14 protein-coding genes are annotated in these 16,232 nt (G+C 65.0%); 12 read left to right on the top strand and 2 right to left on the bottom strand.

What is annotated here, in order from left to right; translation table 11 throughout:
* Positions 1-94: 94 nt before the first annotated feature.
* The 3 genes from aceE (at position 95) to lpdA (ending at position 6,564) form a co-directional block, all read left to right on the top strand.
* Positions 95-2,791: a pyruvate dehydrogenase (acetyl-transferring), homodimeric type gene (aceE, locus tag CFB89_RS10860; protein WP_089467817.1), complete on the top strand. Its 2,697-nt coding sequence runs from the start codon at positions 95-97 to the stop codon at positions 2,789-2,791.
* A gap of 68 nt (positions 2,792-2,859) precedes the next feature.
* A complete protein-coding gene (gene aceF / locus CFB89_RS10855; RefSeq protein ID WP_089467816.1) occupies positions 2,860-4,506 on the top strand; it encodes a dihydrolipoyllysine-residue acetyltransferase in 1,647 nt (548 codons plus the stop codon).
* Positions 4,507-4,791: 285 nt separating this feature from the next.
* Positions 4,792-6,564, top strand: a complete 1,773-nt coding sequence (lpdA, locus tag CFB89_RS10850; RefSeq protein ID WP_089467815.1) for a dihydrolipoyl dehydrogenase — start codon at positions 4,792-4,794, stop codon at positions 6,562-6,564.
* 192 nt (positions 6,565-6,756) lie between these two features.
* Here the strand turns inward: lpdA and CFB89_RS10845 are convergent, their stop codons facing one another.
* On the bottom strand, positions 6,757-7,323 hold the full coding sequence (locus CFB89_RS10845) for a phasin family protein (protein ID WP_089467814.1): 567 nt from the start codon (positions 7,321-7,323) through the stop codon (positions 6,757-6,759).
* A gap of 654 nt (positions 7,324-7,977) precedes the next feature.
* Between CFB89_RS10845 and pbpG the strand changes: the two genes are divergently transcribed.
* Entirely contained in the window at positions 7,978-9,144 is a 1,167-nt protein-coding gene (pbpG, locus tag CFB89_RS10840) for a D-alanyl-D-alanine endopeptidase (RefSeq protein WP_089467813.1), read from the top strand.
* Positions 9,145-9,261: 117 nt separating this feature from the next.
* Here pbpG and CFB89_RS10835 read toward each other — a convergent pair whose 3' ends face one another.
* Complete coding sequence (locus tag CFB89_RS10835; RefSeq protein WP_089467812.1) at positions 9,262-10,071, bottom strand: IclR family transcriptional regulator; 810 nt, start codon at positions 10,069-10,071, stop codon at positions 9,262-9,264.
* Positions 10,072-10,254: 183 nt separating this feature from the next.
* Between CFB89_RS10835 and CFB89_RS10825 the strand changes: the two genes are divergently transcribed.
* The 8 genes from CFB89_RS10825 to iscA all read left to right on the top strand — a co-directional run bounded on the left by CFB89_RS10825 (position 10,255) and on the right by iscA (position 16,171).
* Entirely contained in the window at positions 10,255-10,977 is a 723-nt protein-coding gene (locus tag CFB89_RS10825; protein WP_089467810.1) for a (Fe-S)-binding protein, read from the top strand.
* A 34-nt stretch (positions 10,978-11,011) separates the two neighbouring features.
* Positions 11,012-12,424, top strand: coding sequence for a lactate utilization protein B (locus CFB89_RS10820; protein ID WP_089467809.1), 1,413 nt, complete (start codon positions 11,012-11,014; stop codon positions 12,422-12,424).
* A 128-nt stretch (positions 12,425-12,552) separates the two neighbouring features.
* On the top strand, positions 12,553-12,780 hold the full coding sequence (locus CFB89_RS10815; RefSeq protein WP_089467808.1) for a hypothetical protein: 228 nt from the start codon (positions 12,553-12,555) through the stop codon (positions 12,778-12,780).
* A 101-nt stretch (positions 12,781-12,881) separates the two neighbouring features.
* Entirely contained in the window at positions 12,882-13,364 is a 483-nt protein-coding gene (locus CFB89_RS10810) for a low molecular weight protein-tyrosine-phosphatase (protein WP_089467807.1), read from the top strand.
* Between the two features lie 114 nt (positions 13,365-13,478).
* Positions 13,479-14,018, top strand: a complete 540-nt coding sequence (gene iscR / locus CFB89_RS10805; protein WP_006401955.1) for a Fe-S cluster assembly transcriptional regulator IscR — start codon at positions 13,479-13,481, stop codon at positions 14,016-14,018.
* A gap of 65 nt (positions 14,019-14,083) precedes the next feature.
* On the top strand, positions 14,084-15,307 hold the full coding sequence (locus CFB89_RS10800; RefSeq protein WP_089467806.1) for an IscS subfamily cysteine desulfurase: 1,224 nt from the start codon (positions 14,084-14,086) through the stop codon (positions 15,305-15,307).
* Between the two features lie 67 nt (positions 15,308-15,374).
* Positions 15,375-15,782 (top strand): Fe-S cluster assembly scaffold IscU, encoded by a 408-nt coding sequence (gene iscU, locus CFB89_RS10795; protein WP_006478389.1) that lies wholly within the window; start codon positions 15,375-15,377, stop codon positions 15,780-15,782.
* Between the two features lie 65 nt (positions 15,783-15,847).
* A complete protein-coding gene (gene iscA / locus CFB89_RS10790; protein ID WP_011885413.1) occupies positions 15,848-16,171 on the top strand; it encodes an iron-sulfur cluster assembly protein IscA in 324 nt (107 codons plus the stop codon).
* Positions 16,172-16,232 lie beyond the last annotated feature (61 nt).

The following is a 16,232-nucleotide window of genomic DNA, read 5'->3' as shown; positions in this document are numbered from 1 at the left end:
GCTCATTACAATCCGTCGGAGCTTGCCCGCAGCCGGTCGCGCCGCGTCGTCTGCACGAGAGCGATCCTCACATTCCAGGACCCAGGAGACGAGAATGTCCGCTGTACCGAACGAAGTGATGAAGTATGTCGCCGCCGAACGTGACGACGACCCGCAAGAAACCGTCGAGTGGCTGGAGTCGCTTGATGGCGTGATCTCCTCCGTGGGCACCGGCCGTGCGCATTACCTGATCGAAAAGCAGATCGAATTCGCCCGCATGCACGGCGAGCACCTGCCGTTTTCCGCCAATACCCCGTACATCAACACGATTCCGCTCGAAGCCCAGGCGAAGATCCCGGGCGACCAGGACATCGAGCACCGCATCCGCTCGTACACGCGCTGGAACGCGCTGGCGATGGTGCTGCGTGCAGGCAAGGACACGAACGTCGGCGGCCACATCGCATCGTTCGCGTCGGCCGCGACGCTCTACGACGTCGGCTACAACCATTTCTGGCACGCGGCGTCCGACCAGCACGGCGGCGATCTCGTATTTGTGCAGGGCCACTCGTCGCCGGGCGTGTACTCGCGCGCGTTCCTGCTCGGCCGCCTGAAGGAAGAGCAGCTCGACAACTTCCGCCAGGAAGTCGACGGCAAGGGCATTTCGTCGTACCCACACCCGTGGCTGATGCCGGATTTCTGGCAATTCCCGACCGTGTCGATGGGTCTGGGCCCGATCATGGCGATCTACCAGGCGCGCTTCATGAAGTACCTGGAGTCGCGCGGCATCGCGAAGACGGAAGGCCGCAAGGTATGGGCGTTCCTCGGCGACGGCGAGACGGACGAGCCGGAATCGCTCGGCGCGATCGGCATGGCGAGCCGCGAGAAGCTCGACAACCTCGTGTTCGTGATCAACTGCAACCTGCAGCGTCTCGATGGCCCGGTGCGCGGCAACGGCAAGATCATCCAGGAACTCGAATCGGAATTCCGCGGCGCCGGCTGGAACGTGATCAAGGTCATCTGGGGCAGCCGCTGGGATGCGCTGTTCGCGCGCGACAAGTCGGGCGCGCTGATGCGCCGGATGATGGAATGCGTCGACGGCGAATACCAGACGTACAAGTCGGAGTCGGGCGCGTACGTTCGCGAACACTTCTTCAACTCGCCTGAACTGAAGGCGCTCGTCGCCGACTGGTCGGACGACGACATCTGGGCGCTGAACCGCGGCGGCCACGATCCGCACAAGATCTACGCGGCGTTCCACGAAGCCACGAACACGAAGGGTGCGCCGACCGTCATTCTCGCGAAGACCATCAAGGGCTACGGGATGGGCGAGTCGGGCCAGGCGATGAACATCACGCACCAGCAGAAGAAGCTGCCGGTCGAGCAACTGAAGAAGTTCCGCGACCAGTTCCGCCTGCCGATCACCGACGAGCAGATCGCCGACGTGCCGTACCTGAAGTTCGACGAAGGCTCGAAGGAACTCGAATACATGCGCCAGAAGCGCATGGACCTCGGCGGCTACCTGCCGCATCGCCGCGAGAAGGCGACGTCGCTGCCGGTGCCGGCGCTCGACGCGTTCGAGCCGCTGTTGAAGGGCACGGGCGAAGGCCGCGAGATCTCGACGACGATGGCGTTCGTGCGGATCCTGAACATCCTGCTGAAGGACAAGGCGCTCGGCAAGCGCGTCGTGCCGATCGTCCCGGACGAATCGCGCACGTTCGGCATGGAAGGACTGTTCCGCCAGATCGGCATCTGGAACCAGGAAGGCCAGAAGTACGTGCCGGAAGATTCCGACCAGCTGATGTTCTACAAGGAATCGCAGACCGGCCAGATCCTGCAGGAAGGCATCAACGAAGCGGGCGGCATGTGCGACTGGATCGCGGCGGCGACGTCGTATTCGACGCACGGCGAGATCATGGTGCCGTTCTACATCTTCTATTCGATGTTCGGCTTCCAGCGGATCGGCGACCTGGCATGGGCCGCGGGCGACATGCGTTCGCGCGGCTTCCTGCTGGGCGGCACCGCGGGCCGCACGACGCTGAACGGCGAAGGCCTGCAGCACGAAGACGGCCACTCGCTGTTGTGGGCGGCATCGGTGCCGAACTGCGTGAGCTACGACCCGACGTTCGGCTACGAACTCGCGGTGATCATCCAGGACGGCCTGCGCCGCATGGTGCAGGACCAGGAAGACGTGTACTACTACATCACGGTGATGAACGAGAACTACGAGCACCCGGCGATTCCGCAGGGCGAGCACGTGGCGGCCGACATCATCAAGGGCATGTACGCGTTCAGGAAGGCCGACGCCGACAAGAAGGCGCCGCGCGTCCAGTTGCTCGGCGCGGGCACGATCTTCAACGAAGTGATCGCCGCCGCCGACCTGCTCAAGAACGACTGGGGCGTCGCCGCCGATCTGTGGAGCGTGCCGAGCTTCACCGAACTCGCGCGCGAAGGCCATCAGGTCGAGCGCTGGAACCTGCTCCATCCGACCGAGGAGCGTCGCCTGTCGCACGTGCAGAAGTGCCTGAAGGACACGCAGGGCCCGGTCATCGCATCGACCGACTACGTGCGTGCGCTGGTCGACCAGATCCGCGGCCAGATCGATCGCCGCTTCGTCGTGCTGGGCACCGACGGCTTCGGCCGTTCGGACACCCGCGAGAAGCTGCGTCACTTCTTCGAAGTCGACCGTCACTGGGTCACCGTCGCCGCGCTCAACGCGCTGGCCGACGAAGGCACGATCGAGCGCAAGGTGGTCGCGGACGCGATCGCCAAGTACAACCTCGATCCGTCCAAGCCCAACCCGATGACCGTTTAACGCACACGCCGTGTGATGCCGCGCGCCGCTCCGGCGAGGAGCGCGCGCGGCCATGGAGACAGAAACAGATGAGTCAAGCGATCGAAGTGAAGGTGCCGGATATCGGCGATTACAAGGACGTGCCGGTCATCGAGATCGGCGTGAAGGTCGGCGATACGGTCGAGCCCGAGCAGTCGCTCGTCACGCTCGAGTCGGACAAGGCGACGATGGACGTCCCGAGCCCGGTGGGCGGCGTCGTGAAGGAAATCAAGGTCAAGGTCGGCGATTCCGTGTCGGAAGGTTCGCTGATCGTCCTGCTCGAAAGCGGCGCAGGCGCGCAGGCGAACGGCGCGGCCGCCCCGGCAGCCGCTCCGGCCCCGGCGGCAGCGCCGGCCCCGGCCGCCGCCGCGCCCGCTGCCGCACCGGCAGCATCCGGCGGCACGCTCGAAGTGAAGGTGCCCGACATCGGCGACTACAAGGACGTCCCGGTGATCGAGATCGGCGTGAAGGTCGGCGACACGGTCGAGAAGGAACAGTCGCTCGTCACGCTCGAGTCGGACAAGGCGACGATGGACGTGCCGAGCCCGGCCGCCGGCGTCGTGAAGGACATCAAGGTCAAGGTGGGCGATTCGGTGTCGGAAGGCACGCTGATCGTGCTGCTCGAAGCCGCCGGCGCATCGGCTGCCGCCGCACCGCAGGCCAGCGCACCGGCTCCGGCCGCTGCCGCGCCGGCGCCCGCCGCCGCACCGGCACCCGCGAAGGCTGCGCCGGCGCCGGCTGCCGCGGCGCCGGCCGCCGCACCGTCGGGCGAATATCGCGCGAGCCACGCATCGCCGTCGGTCCGCAAGTTCGCACGTGAACTCGGCGTCGATGTCGCGCGCGTGCAGGGCTCGGGTCCGAAGGGCCGCATCACGAAGGAAGACATCACGGGCTTCGTGAAGGGCGTGATGACGGGCCAGCGCGCGGCGCCGGCCGCGGCAGCCGCGCCGGCAGGCGGCGGCGAGCTGAACCTGCTGCCCTGGCCGAAGGTCGACTTCTCGAAGTTCGGCCCGTTCGAGGCGAAGCCGCTGTCGCGCATCAAGAAGATCTCGGGCGCGAACCTGCATCGCAACTGGGTGATGATCCCGCACGTCACGAACAACGACGAAGCGGACATCACCGAGCTCGAAGCGCTGCGCGTGCAGTTGAACAAGGAACACGAAAAGGCGGGCGTGAAGTTCACGATGCTCGCGTTCGTGATCAAGGCGGTCGTCGCCGCGCTGAAGAAATTCCCGACCTTCAACGCGAGCCTCGACGGCGACAACCTCGTGTTCAAGCAGTACTTCCACGTCGGTTTCGCGGCCGATACGCCGAACGGCCTCGTCGTGCCGGTGATCCGCGATGCGGACAAGAAGGGCCTCGTCGACATCGCGAAGGAAATGAGCGACCTGTCGAAGGCCGCGCGCGAAGGCAAGCTGAAGCCGGACCAGATGCAGGGCGGCTGCTTCTCGATCTCGTCGCTCGGCGGAATCGGCGGGACGAACTTCACGCCGATCATCAACGCGCCGGAAGTGGCGATCCTCGGGTTGTCGCGCGGCCAGATGAAGCCGGTGTGGGACGGCAAGCAGTTCGTGCCGCGGCTCATGCTGCCGCTGTCGCTGTCGTATGACCATCGTGTCATCGATGGCGCGGAAGCCGCGCGGTTCAATGCGTATCTCGGAGCATTGCTCGGGGATTTCCGTCGCATCATTCTTTGATGAGCGGGGTGGGGCTCGCGGGGGCGTGGGTTTGTGTTCGGTTTTTGTCCACGCCTTTTCGTTGAACCTGTTGCGCTAACGGTCTATTAGCGTCGCCCCTGCGCGGGGCGGCGGTCACTTTTCTTTGTCTTCCAAAGAAAAGTAACCAAAAGAAAGGCGCGTCCTTGGGCGGACGGCAAAGGTGGTCCTGCCCAGGTTCGCTGCTTTTGTCAGGCCGTAGCCGTAGTCAGGTTCTCTCGCGGGTTCCTCCCCCTCTGTCTGCAGTCAATCAAGAAGGGGACAGTCATGAGTCTCATCGAAGTCAAGGTTCCGGATATCGGCGATTTCAGCGGCGTCGATGTCATCGAAGTCAACGTCAAACCCGGCGACGTGATCGAAAAAGAGCAAACGCTCATCACGCTCGAATCCGATAAAGCCTCCATGGAAGTGCCCAGCGACGTCGCCGGCACCGTCAAGGAAGTCAAGGTCAAAGCCGGCGAGAAAGTCTCGCAAGGCACCGTCATCGCCCTCGTCGAAGCCTCGGCAGGCGCCGCCGCACCCGCGAAAGCGCCCGAAGCGCCGACGCCCGCAGCCGCCGCACCGGCTCCGGCCGCAACCGCGCCGGCGCCGGCGCCCGCGCCGCAAGCCGGCAGCTACAGCGGCGCCGCCGACATCGAGTGCGACATGCTCGTGCTCGGCGCCGGCCCCGGCGGCTACTCGGCCGCGTTCCGCGCCGCCGACCTCGGCATGAAGACCGTGCTCGTCGAACGTTACTCGACGCTCGGCGGCGTGTGCCTGAACGTCGGCTGCATCCCGTCGAAGGCGCTGCTGCATACGTCGCTCGTCGTCGAGGAAGCCGCGGCGCTCGCGTCGCACGGCATCACGTTCGGCAAGCCGCAAGTCGATCTCGACAAGTTGCGCGACTTCAAGGGCGGCGTCGTCAAGAAACTGACGACGGGCCTCGCCGGCATGGCGAAGGCGCGCAAGGTCGAAGTGGTCACCGGCGTCGGCGCGTTCGTCGATCCGTTCCACATGGAAGTGCAGGGCGAAAACGGCAAGAAGGTCGTCAAGTTCAAGCAGGCGATCATCGCCGCGGGCTCGCAGGCCGTGAAGCTGCCGTTCATGCCGGAAGACCCGCGCGTCGTCGATTCGACGGGCGCGCTCGAACTGCGCCAGTTGCCCAAGCGCATGCTGGTGATCGGCGGCGGCATCATCGGCCTCGAAATGGCGACGGTCTACTCGACGCTCGGCGCCGAGATCGACGTCGTCGAAATGATGGACGGCCTGATGATGGGCGCCGATCGCGATCTCGTGAAGGTCTGGGAAAAGTACAACGCGAAGCGCTTCGGCAACGTGATGCTGAAGACCAAGACGGTCGGCGCGGAAGCGAAGGAAGACGGCATCTACGTGAAGTTCGAGGGCGAGAAGGCGCCGGCGGAAGCGCAGCGCTACGACCTCGTGCTCGTCGCGGTGGGCCGCAGCCCGAACGGCAAGAAGATCGGTGCCGACAAGGCCGGCGTCGCGGTCACGGATCGCGGCTTCATCGACGTCGACAAGCAGATGCGCACGAACGTGCCGCACATCTTCGCGATCGGCGATATCGTCGGCCAGCCGATGCTCGCGCACAAGGCCGTGCATGAAGGCCACGTCGCCGCGGAAGCCGCGCATGGCGAAAAGGCGTACTTCGACGCACTGCAGATCCCGTCGGTGGCCTACACCGATCCGGAAGTGGCGTGGGCCGGCAAGACCGAAGACCAGTGCAAGGCCGAAGGCATCAAGTACGGCAAGGCCGTGTTCCCGTGGGCCGCTTCGGGCCGCGCGATCGCGAACGGCCGCGACGAAGGCTTCACGAAGCTGATCTTCGACGAGGAAACTCATCGCGTGATCGGCGGTGCGATCGTCGGCCTGAACGCGGGCGACCTGATCAGCGAAGTGTGTCTCGCGGTCGAGATGGGCGCGGACGCGGAAGACATCGGCAAGACGATCCACCCGCACCCGACGCTCGGCGAATCGGTCGGCATGGCCGCCGAACTGTACGAAGGCGTCTGTACGGATCTGCCGCCGCAACGCAAGAAGTAACGCGATCGGCACGGCCGGCCACGCGCCGGCCACGAAAAACGCCGCCGCCCGGGCAAACCGGGCGGCGGCGTTTTGTTTTGCCTGGCGTACGACAGGATCGATCGTGACGGGCCCGTTTGTCACCTGTGCCTGTGCCGGCGCCAGAAACGAAAAAGCCGCGCTGGGCGCGGCTCTTTCAGGAGCAGGGGACGCTTACGCGGCCGGCTTGCTCGAACGACGTGCGGCGGCGGCGGTTGCAGCCTTCGTTGCGACGGCAGCAGCGGCGTTGAAGTTCGTTTCAGCGATTTCCACCGCTTGCTTCGTGGCCTTCTGAACCGTTTCGTACGTGGTGTTCGCTGCGTTCAGCGCCGACTTCAGTGCGGCGACAGCCGTTTCCGAACCGGCCGGGGCGTTCTTCGCGACGTTGTCGACGAGTGCCTGGACCTTCTTGTTCTGCTCGTCGAATTGCGCTTCGGCGACCTTCGCGAACTCGGCTTGCGTCGACGATGCGATTTCGTACAGGTGACGGCCGTACGACAGCACCTTTTCCGCGACCGGCTGCGACAGGCTCGCTTGCAGCGCGATCAGTTCCTGCGCGTCCTTCACCGACAGCAGACGCTGCGCGTTTTCCTGGCTCTCGGTCAGCGTCGACTTCACGACTTGCAGGTTGAGTTCGATCAGCTTTTCGACGCCTTCGAACGCCTTGGTCGTCAGACCGAAGAGGCTTTCGAGATTGGCTTTTTGGGCGGCGGCGATTTGCTCGGGGGTCAGCAAGGACATGTCAGGCTCCTGAAAAGCGATCGCGTCGATCGCAAGATAAAGGGCACTACGCAGGGGAACTTCGGCGCCACGTGCTTTGTGCAACGCAGCAATGAGGCCTATTTTAGGGCACAGAACACGGATGTCAAGCATTTTTTGTGCGTTGCACAATCGCGACAAATTATCGATAAAACAACGAGTTATCGCACCCGTTAGGAATCGGTTTCAGGCGCGTTCCCACATGGTGCGCACGGTGCCGGGGCAAACGCGCCGCACCATGATCACGCACAGGTAAACCTGACAGGCCCTTAGAACGTTATCCTTCTGTTCCTGTCGAAAAACGCGCCGTTTGGATGCGCGTGCCGTGGTGACGTGCTGCCGCCACGGTCGAGACCGGCCCCTTGGGCACGCCGAGCACCGGATACGTACTTTCCCCGCTTTAAATTGCCTCCGAAGTGACGTTATCTCAATTAACCGCGTGGTAATCGGGAGACGGGCGCTGTCGGGCAGTGCGTCCCATCGATTTTTTCGATGGGAACGGAAGGGTCGATTGGCCGGAGGTTGGCCGACTCTTACATTCCGGTTTAAAGACGATCGGTAAGTGCCTAATATTGCTCTTTTTTTCAGCTTTAACTACACTTGCGGAAACCTCCCGCCCGCTTTGTCCAGACCCCAATGAAAGCCGAATCGTTTTCACCGCGCAGATTGTTGCAGAGCATGACGCTCGGCACCGCTGTGTCGGTCGCAGTCGCGTTGCTGGCGACCACCGCGTCCGTCACGCCTGCTGACGCCTTCGCCGCCACTGCGAAGACCCACGCCGCCAAGAAAAAGGCCGTCGCTCCTGCTTCGTCAGCGAAGAAGAAGTCGGCCAGGGCGACCTCCGACAAATCCGCCAAGGTCGCCGAGGCCGATGCGCCGCGCGCGAAAGCGTCGCGCAAGCGCGTGACGCTCGCGGCGAACAACCTGCGTGGCGGCCATCGCGGCGCGGTGCGCAAGGTCGCGTTCCAGCCGCGCCGTCCGACGGTCGGCCAGGCGTTCGGCCTGCACGATACGCCCGATGCGCTCGCGCTGCGCTCGAGCGTCGCGTACGTCGTCGACCAGAATTCCGGCGAGCCGCTGTTCGACAAGAATTCGCACGCGGTCGTGCCGATTGCGTCGATCTCGAAGCTGATGACGGCTATGGTCGTGCTCGACTCGAAGTCGCCGATGACCGACCAGATCGAAGTCACCGACGAAGACCGCGACTACGAGAAGGGCACGGGCTCGCGCCTGTCGGTCGGCTCGGTGCTGTCGCGCGAGGACATGCTGCACATCGCGCTGATGGCGTCGGAAAACCGCGCGGCCGCCGCGCTGTCGCGTTACTACCCGGGCGGCCGTCCGGCGTTCATCGCGGCGATGAACGCGAAGGCGAAGTCGCTCGGCATGACCGATACGCATTTCGAGAATTCGACCGGCCTGTCGAGCTCGAACGTGTCGAGCGCGCGCGATCTCGTGAAGATGGTCAATGCGGCGTACCAGTACCCGATGATTCGCCAGTTCTCGACCGATCGCACCTATGAGGTATACACGGGCAAGCGCAACCTGGTCTACAACAGCACCAACGCGCTGATCCGCGGCAACGGCTCGTGGGACATCGGCCTGCAGAAGACGGGCTTCATCAACGAGGCGGGCGAATGCCTCGTGATGCAGGCGACGATTCACGGCCGGCCGATGGTGATGGTGCTGCTCGATTCGTTCGGCAAGTACTCGCGTTTCGCCGACGCCTCGCGCCTGCGCAACTGGCTCGATGCCGGCGGCGGCGAGCGCCTGACGGCGGCCAACACGCCGAGCGGCGGTACCTGATCGCATGCGGCGGTTCGCCGCCGTATCGTACCGGTCGCCGCAACGAAAAAGCCCCGCAATCGCGGGGCTTTTTTTGTCCGGCGAAACCGCCGCCGGAACCGGGCCGACGGGCGCGGCTTACGCCTGTCGCTGCAGCCCGTCCACGTCCTTCACGGGCGCCGGCCGGTAGCCGAGCGATTCCGAGATGGTGAGCGCCGTCCGGCTCAACTGGCCGAGCCATGCGTCCTGCAGCCGGTCGGCGGGCGCCGACAGCGACAGGCCCGCGACGAGCTTGCCGGAATCGTCGTAGATGCCGGCCGCGATGCAGCGCACGCCCAGTTCGAGCTCCTCGTTGTCGCGCGCGCACGATTGCTGGCGAACGATCGTCAGCTCGCGCTCGAGTTTCGCGATATCGGTGATGCTGTTCTGCGTATGGCCGGACAGCCCCGTGCGCGTCGCATACGCACGCACGCGCGACGTTTCGTCGGCCGCGAGGAACAGCTTGCCGACCGACGTGAGGTGCAGCGGCGCGCGGCCGCCGATCGCGCGGACGACCTGCATCCCCGAGCGCTCCGAATACGCGCGTTCGATGTAGACGATCTCGTCGCCCTGGCGCACCGACAGGTTCACGGTCTGACCGGTGAGGCGGTGCAGCTCGCGCATCGGCATCAGCGCCGCGTCGCGCACCGACAGGCGCGCCTTCACGAGATTGCCGAGTTCGAGCAGCCGCATGCCGAGGCGGTAGGTGCCGGGATCGGAGCGGTCGACGAGGCGGCAGGTCACCATGTCGTTGAGGATGCGGTGCGCGGTCGACGGGTGCAGCTCCGTGCGCTGCGCAAGTTCCTTCAGGCTGACAGGGTCGCTGTGCGCGGCGAGCGCGTCCAGCAACCGCATCATGCGTTCGATCACCTGGATCGACGTTTTTGAATCCGGGGTGGGTTGGCTCATGTCGGGGGAGGAATCGGTTGACGCGTCAAGCGGTGTTGGATCGATTGTATCTCGTATCGTGAAAAAAGCGAACGCCGTTCGAGGAAGTCCTCGTTTTGCGCGCGGCGGGCTTGCACGCGGGCCGGCGTTGGTCTTGTTGGCCAAACGTCGGATAATGAGAGCCGTTTTCTCGAAGGAGCACGTATGCGAGTCGGTTTGTTCGTGACCTGCCTGGTCGACCTGATGCGCCCCGAAATCGGCTTTTCGGCGCTCAAGCTGATTCGCGACGCCGGCTACGAGGTGAGCGTGCCGCCCGCGCAGACGTGCTGCGGCCAGCCGGCCTACAACTCGGGTGACCGCGCGCTCGCGCGCGACCTCGCGGAAAAGACGCTGCGCGAGTTCGAGTCATTCGATTACGTCGTCGTGCCATCGGGTTCGTGCGGCGGGATGATCCGCGCGCACTACGGCGACCTGTTCCGCGACGATCCCGAACTGATGGGGCGCTATACGCGGTTCCAGCAGAAAGTTTATGAGCTGACCGATTTCCTCGCGAGCGTCGCGAAGGTGTCGCTCGCGCCGGGCGAATTCGCCGGGCCGGTTACCTATCACGATTCGTGCTCGGGCCTGCGCGAGCTTGGCGTGAAGGCGCAGCCGCGCGCGCTGCTCGCGCAGCGCGGCGTGGCCGTCACCGAGATGAAGGACTGCGAGCACTGTTGCGGCTTCGGCGGCACGTTCGCGGTCAAGTACGGCGACATCTCGGCGGCCATCGCGGACGAAAAATGCGCGAACGTGCGCGCGTCGGGCGCGGGTGCCGTCGTGCTCGGCGATCTGGGCTGCATGCTGAACATCGAAGGGCGGTTGCGCCGCACCGGCGACCGCGACACCCGCGTGCTGCACGTCGCGCAGGTGCTGGCGGGCGACGTCTGACGCCCGGTTCCGCTCACTTTTCCCCGATACCGCGATGCAAGTCCAATCGATGCATTTCAAGGCGCGCGCCGGCCAGAAGCTGGCCGACCAGCGCCTGCAGCAGAACCTGAAGAAGCTGTCGACGAAGTTCGTATCCGCGCGCGCCGACGCGATGACCGCGATCGACTTCCCGGCCACGCGCGCCGCGCTGAAGGCGCGCCGCAACCGCGCGCTGGAGAATCTCGACGTGTGGCTCGAGGCGTTCGAGCGCGAGGCGACGCGGCGCGGTACGACGGTGCTGTTCGCCGAAACGACCGCGGACGCCGCGCGGCTCGTGGCCGACATCGCGCGCCGGCACGACGTGAAGAAGGTCATCAAGACCAAGTCGATGGTGTCCGAGGAAATGCGCCTGAACGCGGTGCTCGCCGAGATGGGCGTGCAGTCGATCGAGACCGACCTCGGCGAATACATCCTGCAGATCAACGACAACGAGCCGCCGAGCCACATCATTGCGCCCGTCGTGCACAAGGACAAGGACGAGATCGCCGATCTCTTCGCGCGCACGCACCGGCGCGAACGGCTCACCGAGATCCCGGACATGACGCGCGAGGCGCGCGACGTGCTGCGCCCGCATTTCATGTCGGCCGACATGGGCGTGACGGGCGGCAACTTCGTGATCGCGGAAACGGGTTCGGTCGCGATCGTGACGAACGAAGGGAACGAGGGCATGTGCACGGTGATGCCGCGCGTGCATGTCGCGGTGACGGGCATCGAGAAGGTGCTGCCGACCCTCGAGGATCTCGCGACCGCGATGCGTCTGCTGCCGCGTTCCGCGACCGGGCAGAAGACGTCGAACTATTTCTCGCTGCTGACCGGGCCGCGCGGGCTCGGCGACGAGGACGGCCCCGAGCACAACTACGTGGTGCTCGTCGACGGCGGCCGCACGGGCCTGATCGGCGGCGAATTCCAGGAGATGCTGCGCTGCATTCGCTGCGGCGCGTGCATGAATCATTGTCCGGTGTACCAGAAGGTCGGCGGTCATGCGTACGGCTGGGTCTATCCGGGGCCGATGGGATCGGTGCTGACGCCGAGCTACGTCGGGCTCGACCGCACGCTCGACTTGCCGCAGGCGGCGACGCTGTGCGGCGAGTGCGACAGCGTGTGCCCGGCCGGGATTCCGTTGTCGCATCTGTTGCGCACGTTGCGCGAGAAGCAGGTCGAGCGCCACCTGAGGCCGTGGCGCGAACGCGCGGCGCTCGCCGCATGGGGGTTCTTCGCCCGGCGGCCGATGCTGTATGCGCTGACGACCAAGCTCGCGGTGCGCGTCCTCGAACGGCTGGGCGGCGACGGCGGCATGTTGCGGCGCCTGCCGATGATGGGCGGCTGGATGGACACGCGCGACCTTCCGACGCCGACCGGACGCACGTTCCGCGAGCTGTACGCGGCGTCGCAAAGTCACCTCGGCTGACACTGTTCAGCGAGCGGCAACAGTGCGTTCGCTATTTGCATATTTATCTTGATAGATGCGGTCTATAGAATCTCGTCTGTAGTCCCCGGAATCGGGTTTCGGGGTACGAGGTCAACGAGGTCCGCATCATGAAAAAGACAATATCGATGTACTGGCCGCTGGCAATCGTGGTTCCGCTGGCAGCGGTTGCCTATCTGCATGCGATGGCCGATGCGCCGTCGCGCGGTCCGCTCGCGGTACACCAGGCGTCCGCCGAACTGGCGCGCGCGGTGTCGTTCGGGCTGGTCGGCGACGCGGCGCAGCCGCTGCCCGCGGCATCCGGCGACATCGCGCTCGCTGCGCCGAAGGCGCTGTAAGGCATGGCGCCGTCGCTTCGCGCGGCGGCGCGGTTTCGGCCGCCTTTGTATAATGGCGCGTTCTTCTCCCACGCGGTGCGCCGCGGCTTTTCGATAGTGCGATGACCCGCGTTGCGATCTGTTTCGTCTGTCTCGGCAACATCTGCCGTTCGCCCGCCGCGGAGGGCGTGATGCGCCACCAGGTCGACGCGGCCGCGCTGGGCGACCGGATCGCGATCGATTCGGCCGGCACCGGCGACTGGCACGTGGGCGAGCCGCCCGATACGCGTGCGCAGGCGGCGGCCCGCAGCCGCGGCTACGATCTGTCGGCGCTGCGCGCGCGGCAGGTGAGCGCGGCGGATTTCGAGCGTTTCGACCTGCTGCTCGCGATGGACGAAGCAAATCTCGCCGAACTGCGCCGCCGCTGCCCGCCGCAGTATCGCGACAAGGTGCGCCTGCTGATGGAATTCGCGCCGGGCGCGACCGAAACCGAAGTGGCCGATCCGTATTTCGGCGGCGCGCAGGGCTTCGAACAGGTGCTCGACCAGGTCGAGCACGCATGCGCGGGTCTCCTGGAGACGCTGCGCGCACGCACGGCGCACTGACCGCGCGATATTCAGCGGTCTGCGAATACCCTTTCAAAGGCATGGATACTTGACTAAAAACGTCAAATATTTATACTTGACCAAAATCGTCAAGATTGCAGTCCCCTAGACACCATGAGACTCACCACCAAAGGCCGTTTCGCCGTCACGGCGATGATTGACTTGGCACTGCGCCAGGAGCAGGGCCCGGTGACGCTTGCAGGCATCAGCCAGCGCCAGCGGATTTCGCTCTCGTATCTCGAACAGCTGTTCGGCAAGCTGCGCAGGCATGAAATCGTCGAATCCGTGCGCGGCCCGGGCGGCGGCTACAACCTCGCGCGTCGCGCGCAGGACGTCACCGTCGCCGACATCATCATCGCGGTCGATGAACCGCTCGACGCCACGCAGTGCGGCGGCAAAGGCACGTGCGACGGCTCGAAGCAGCCCGACGGCCATTGCATGACGCACGAGCTGTGGTCGACGCTGAACCAGAAGATGGTCGAATACCTCGATTCGGTGTCGCTGCAGGATCTCGTCGATCAGCAGCGCGCACGCGAGGGCGCCCCCGCGGTGCTGCGCGACCGTCGCGCGCCGGAGCCCGTCGCCGCACCGGCCGAGCCCGTGCGCACGATGCCGCTCGGCCCCAATTCGGTGTTCAACATCGCGAGTTCGTGAGCGCGAAGGCGCCCGCCAACCCCCATAACGTACATAGTCCCTGCACAGAATACCCGGAGCGACAGATGACCCAAGAGACTCTCCACCTGCCCATCTATATGGATTACAGCGCGACGACGCCCGTCGATCCGCGCGTGGTCGACAAGATGGTGCCGTACCTGCGCGAGCAGTTCGGCAACCCGGCGTCGCGCAGCCATGCCTACGGCTGGGACGCGGAGCGTGCGGTCGAGGAGGCGCGCGAACAGGTTGCCGCTCTCGTGAACGCCGATCCGCGCGAGATCATCTGGACGTCGGGCGCCACCGAGTCGGACAACCTCGCGATCAAGGGCGCCGCGAATTTCTACAAGGGCAGGGGCAAGCACATCATCACGGTGAAGACCGAGCACAAGGCCGTGCTCGACACCTGCCGCGAACTCGAGCGCGACGGTTTCGAAGTCACCTACCTCGACGTGAAGGACGACGGCCTGATCGACCTCGACGTGTTCAAGGCCGCGCTGCGCCCGGACACGATCCTCGTGTCGGTGATGCACGTGAACAACGAGATCGGCGTGATCCAGGACATCGAGACGATCGGCGAGATCTGTCGCGAGAAAGGCATCGTGTTCCACGTCGATGCCGCGCAGTCGACCGGCAAGGTCGCGATCGATCTCGCGAAGCTGAAGGTCGACCTGATGTCGTTCTCGGCACACAAGACCTACGGCCCGAAGGGCATCGGCGCGCTGTACGTGCGTCGCAAGCCGCGCGTGCGCATCGAGGCGCAGATGCACGGCGGCGGCCACGAGCGCGGCATGCGTTCGGGCACGCTGGCGACGCACCAGATCGTCGGCATGGGCGAGGCGTTCCGCATCGCGCGCGAGGAAATGGCAACCGAGAACGAGCGCATCCGCATGCTGCGCGACAAGCTGCTGCGCGGCCTGTCGCAGATCGAGGAAACCTACGTGAACGGCGACATGGAGCACCGTGTCCCGCACAACCTGAACATCAGCTTCAACTTCGTCGAAGGCGAGTCGCTGATCATGGCGATCAAGGACGTCGCGGTGTCGTCGGGCTCCGCGTGCACGTCGGCGTCGCTGGAGCCGTCGTACGTGCTGCGTGCGCTCGGCCGCAACGACGAGCTCGCGCACAGCTCGATCCGCTTCACGGTCGGCCGTTTCACGACGGAGCAGGAAGTCGACTTCGTGGTCGATCTGCTGAACAGCAAGATCGCGAAGCTGCGCGAACTGTCGCCGCTCTGGGAAATGCACCAGGAAGGCATCGATCTGTCGACGATCGAATGGGCCGCACACTGATACCGCATTGAATGCAACCGCGGGCGGATTGACGCACGCAGACGTAACGAGTCAAGGAGTCTGAGTCATGTCTTACAGCAACAAGGTTCTGGATCACTACGAAAACCCGCGCAACGTCGGTTCGTTCGCGAAGGACGACGACACGGTCGGCACGGGCATGGTCGGCGCGCCGGCATGCGGCGACGTGATGAAGCTGCAGATCCGCGTCGGCGCGGACGGCGTGATCGAAGACGCGAAGTTCAAGACCTACGGTTGCGGTTCGGCGATCGCATCGAGCTCGCTCGTCACCGAATGGGTGAAGGGCAAGACGCTCGACGAGGCACTGTCGATCAAGAACACGCAGATCGCCGAGGAGCTCGCGTTGCCGCCGGTGAAGATTCACTGCTCGATCCTCGCGGAAGACGCGATCAAGGCAGCCGTGGCCGATTACAAGAAGCGCCACGACACCAAGGAAAGCGATCAGGCAGCAGCCTGAGCGGCATCGAGCGGCTAGGGAAGGAAACGCGGCGAGCCCCGGCGGCGCGCCGCGGCAAGGACATCATGGCAATTACACTGACCGAAAAAGCAGCACAGCACGTCCAGAAATACCTCGTCCGTCGCGGCAAGGGTGTGGGCCTGCGGCTTGGCGTTCGTACGACCGGGTGTTCGGGGCTCGCGTACAAGCTCGAGTATGTCGACGAGCTGGCTCCCGAGGATCAGGTGTTCGAGAGCCATGGCGTGAAGGTCGTCGTCGATCCGAAGAGCCTCGCCTATATCGACGGCACCGAGCTCGACTTCGCCCGCGAAGGCCTGAACGAAGGGTTCAAGTTCAACAACCCGAACGTGAAGGACGAGTGCGGGTGCGGGGAATCGTTCCGCGTGTGACGCGGCTCCCTCCGCGCGATGCGGGCAAGAGGCGGCACGGGCCGCCTTTTTAATGTGCGGC

This window comes from Burkholderia sp. AU16741 (assembly GCF_002223345.1).
GTDB lineage: Bacteria > Pseudomonadota > Gammaproteobacteria > Burkholderiales > Burkholderiaceae > Burkholderia > Burkholderia sola.
Note: the sequence above shows the minus strand (reverse complement) of the source record. Positions and strands in the feature narration are given on the sequence as shown.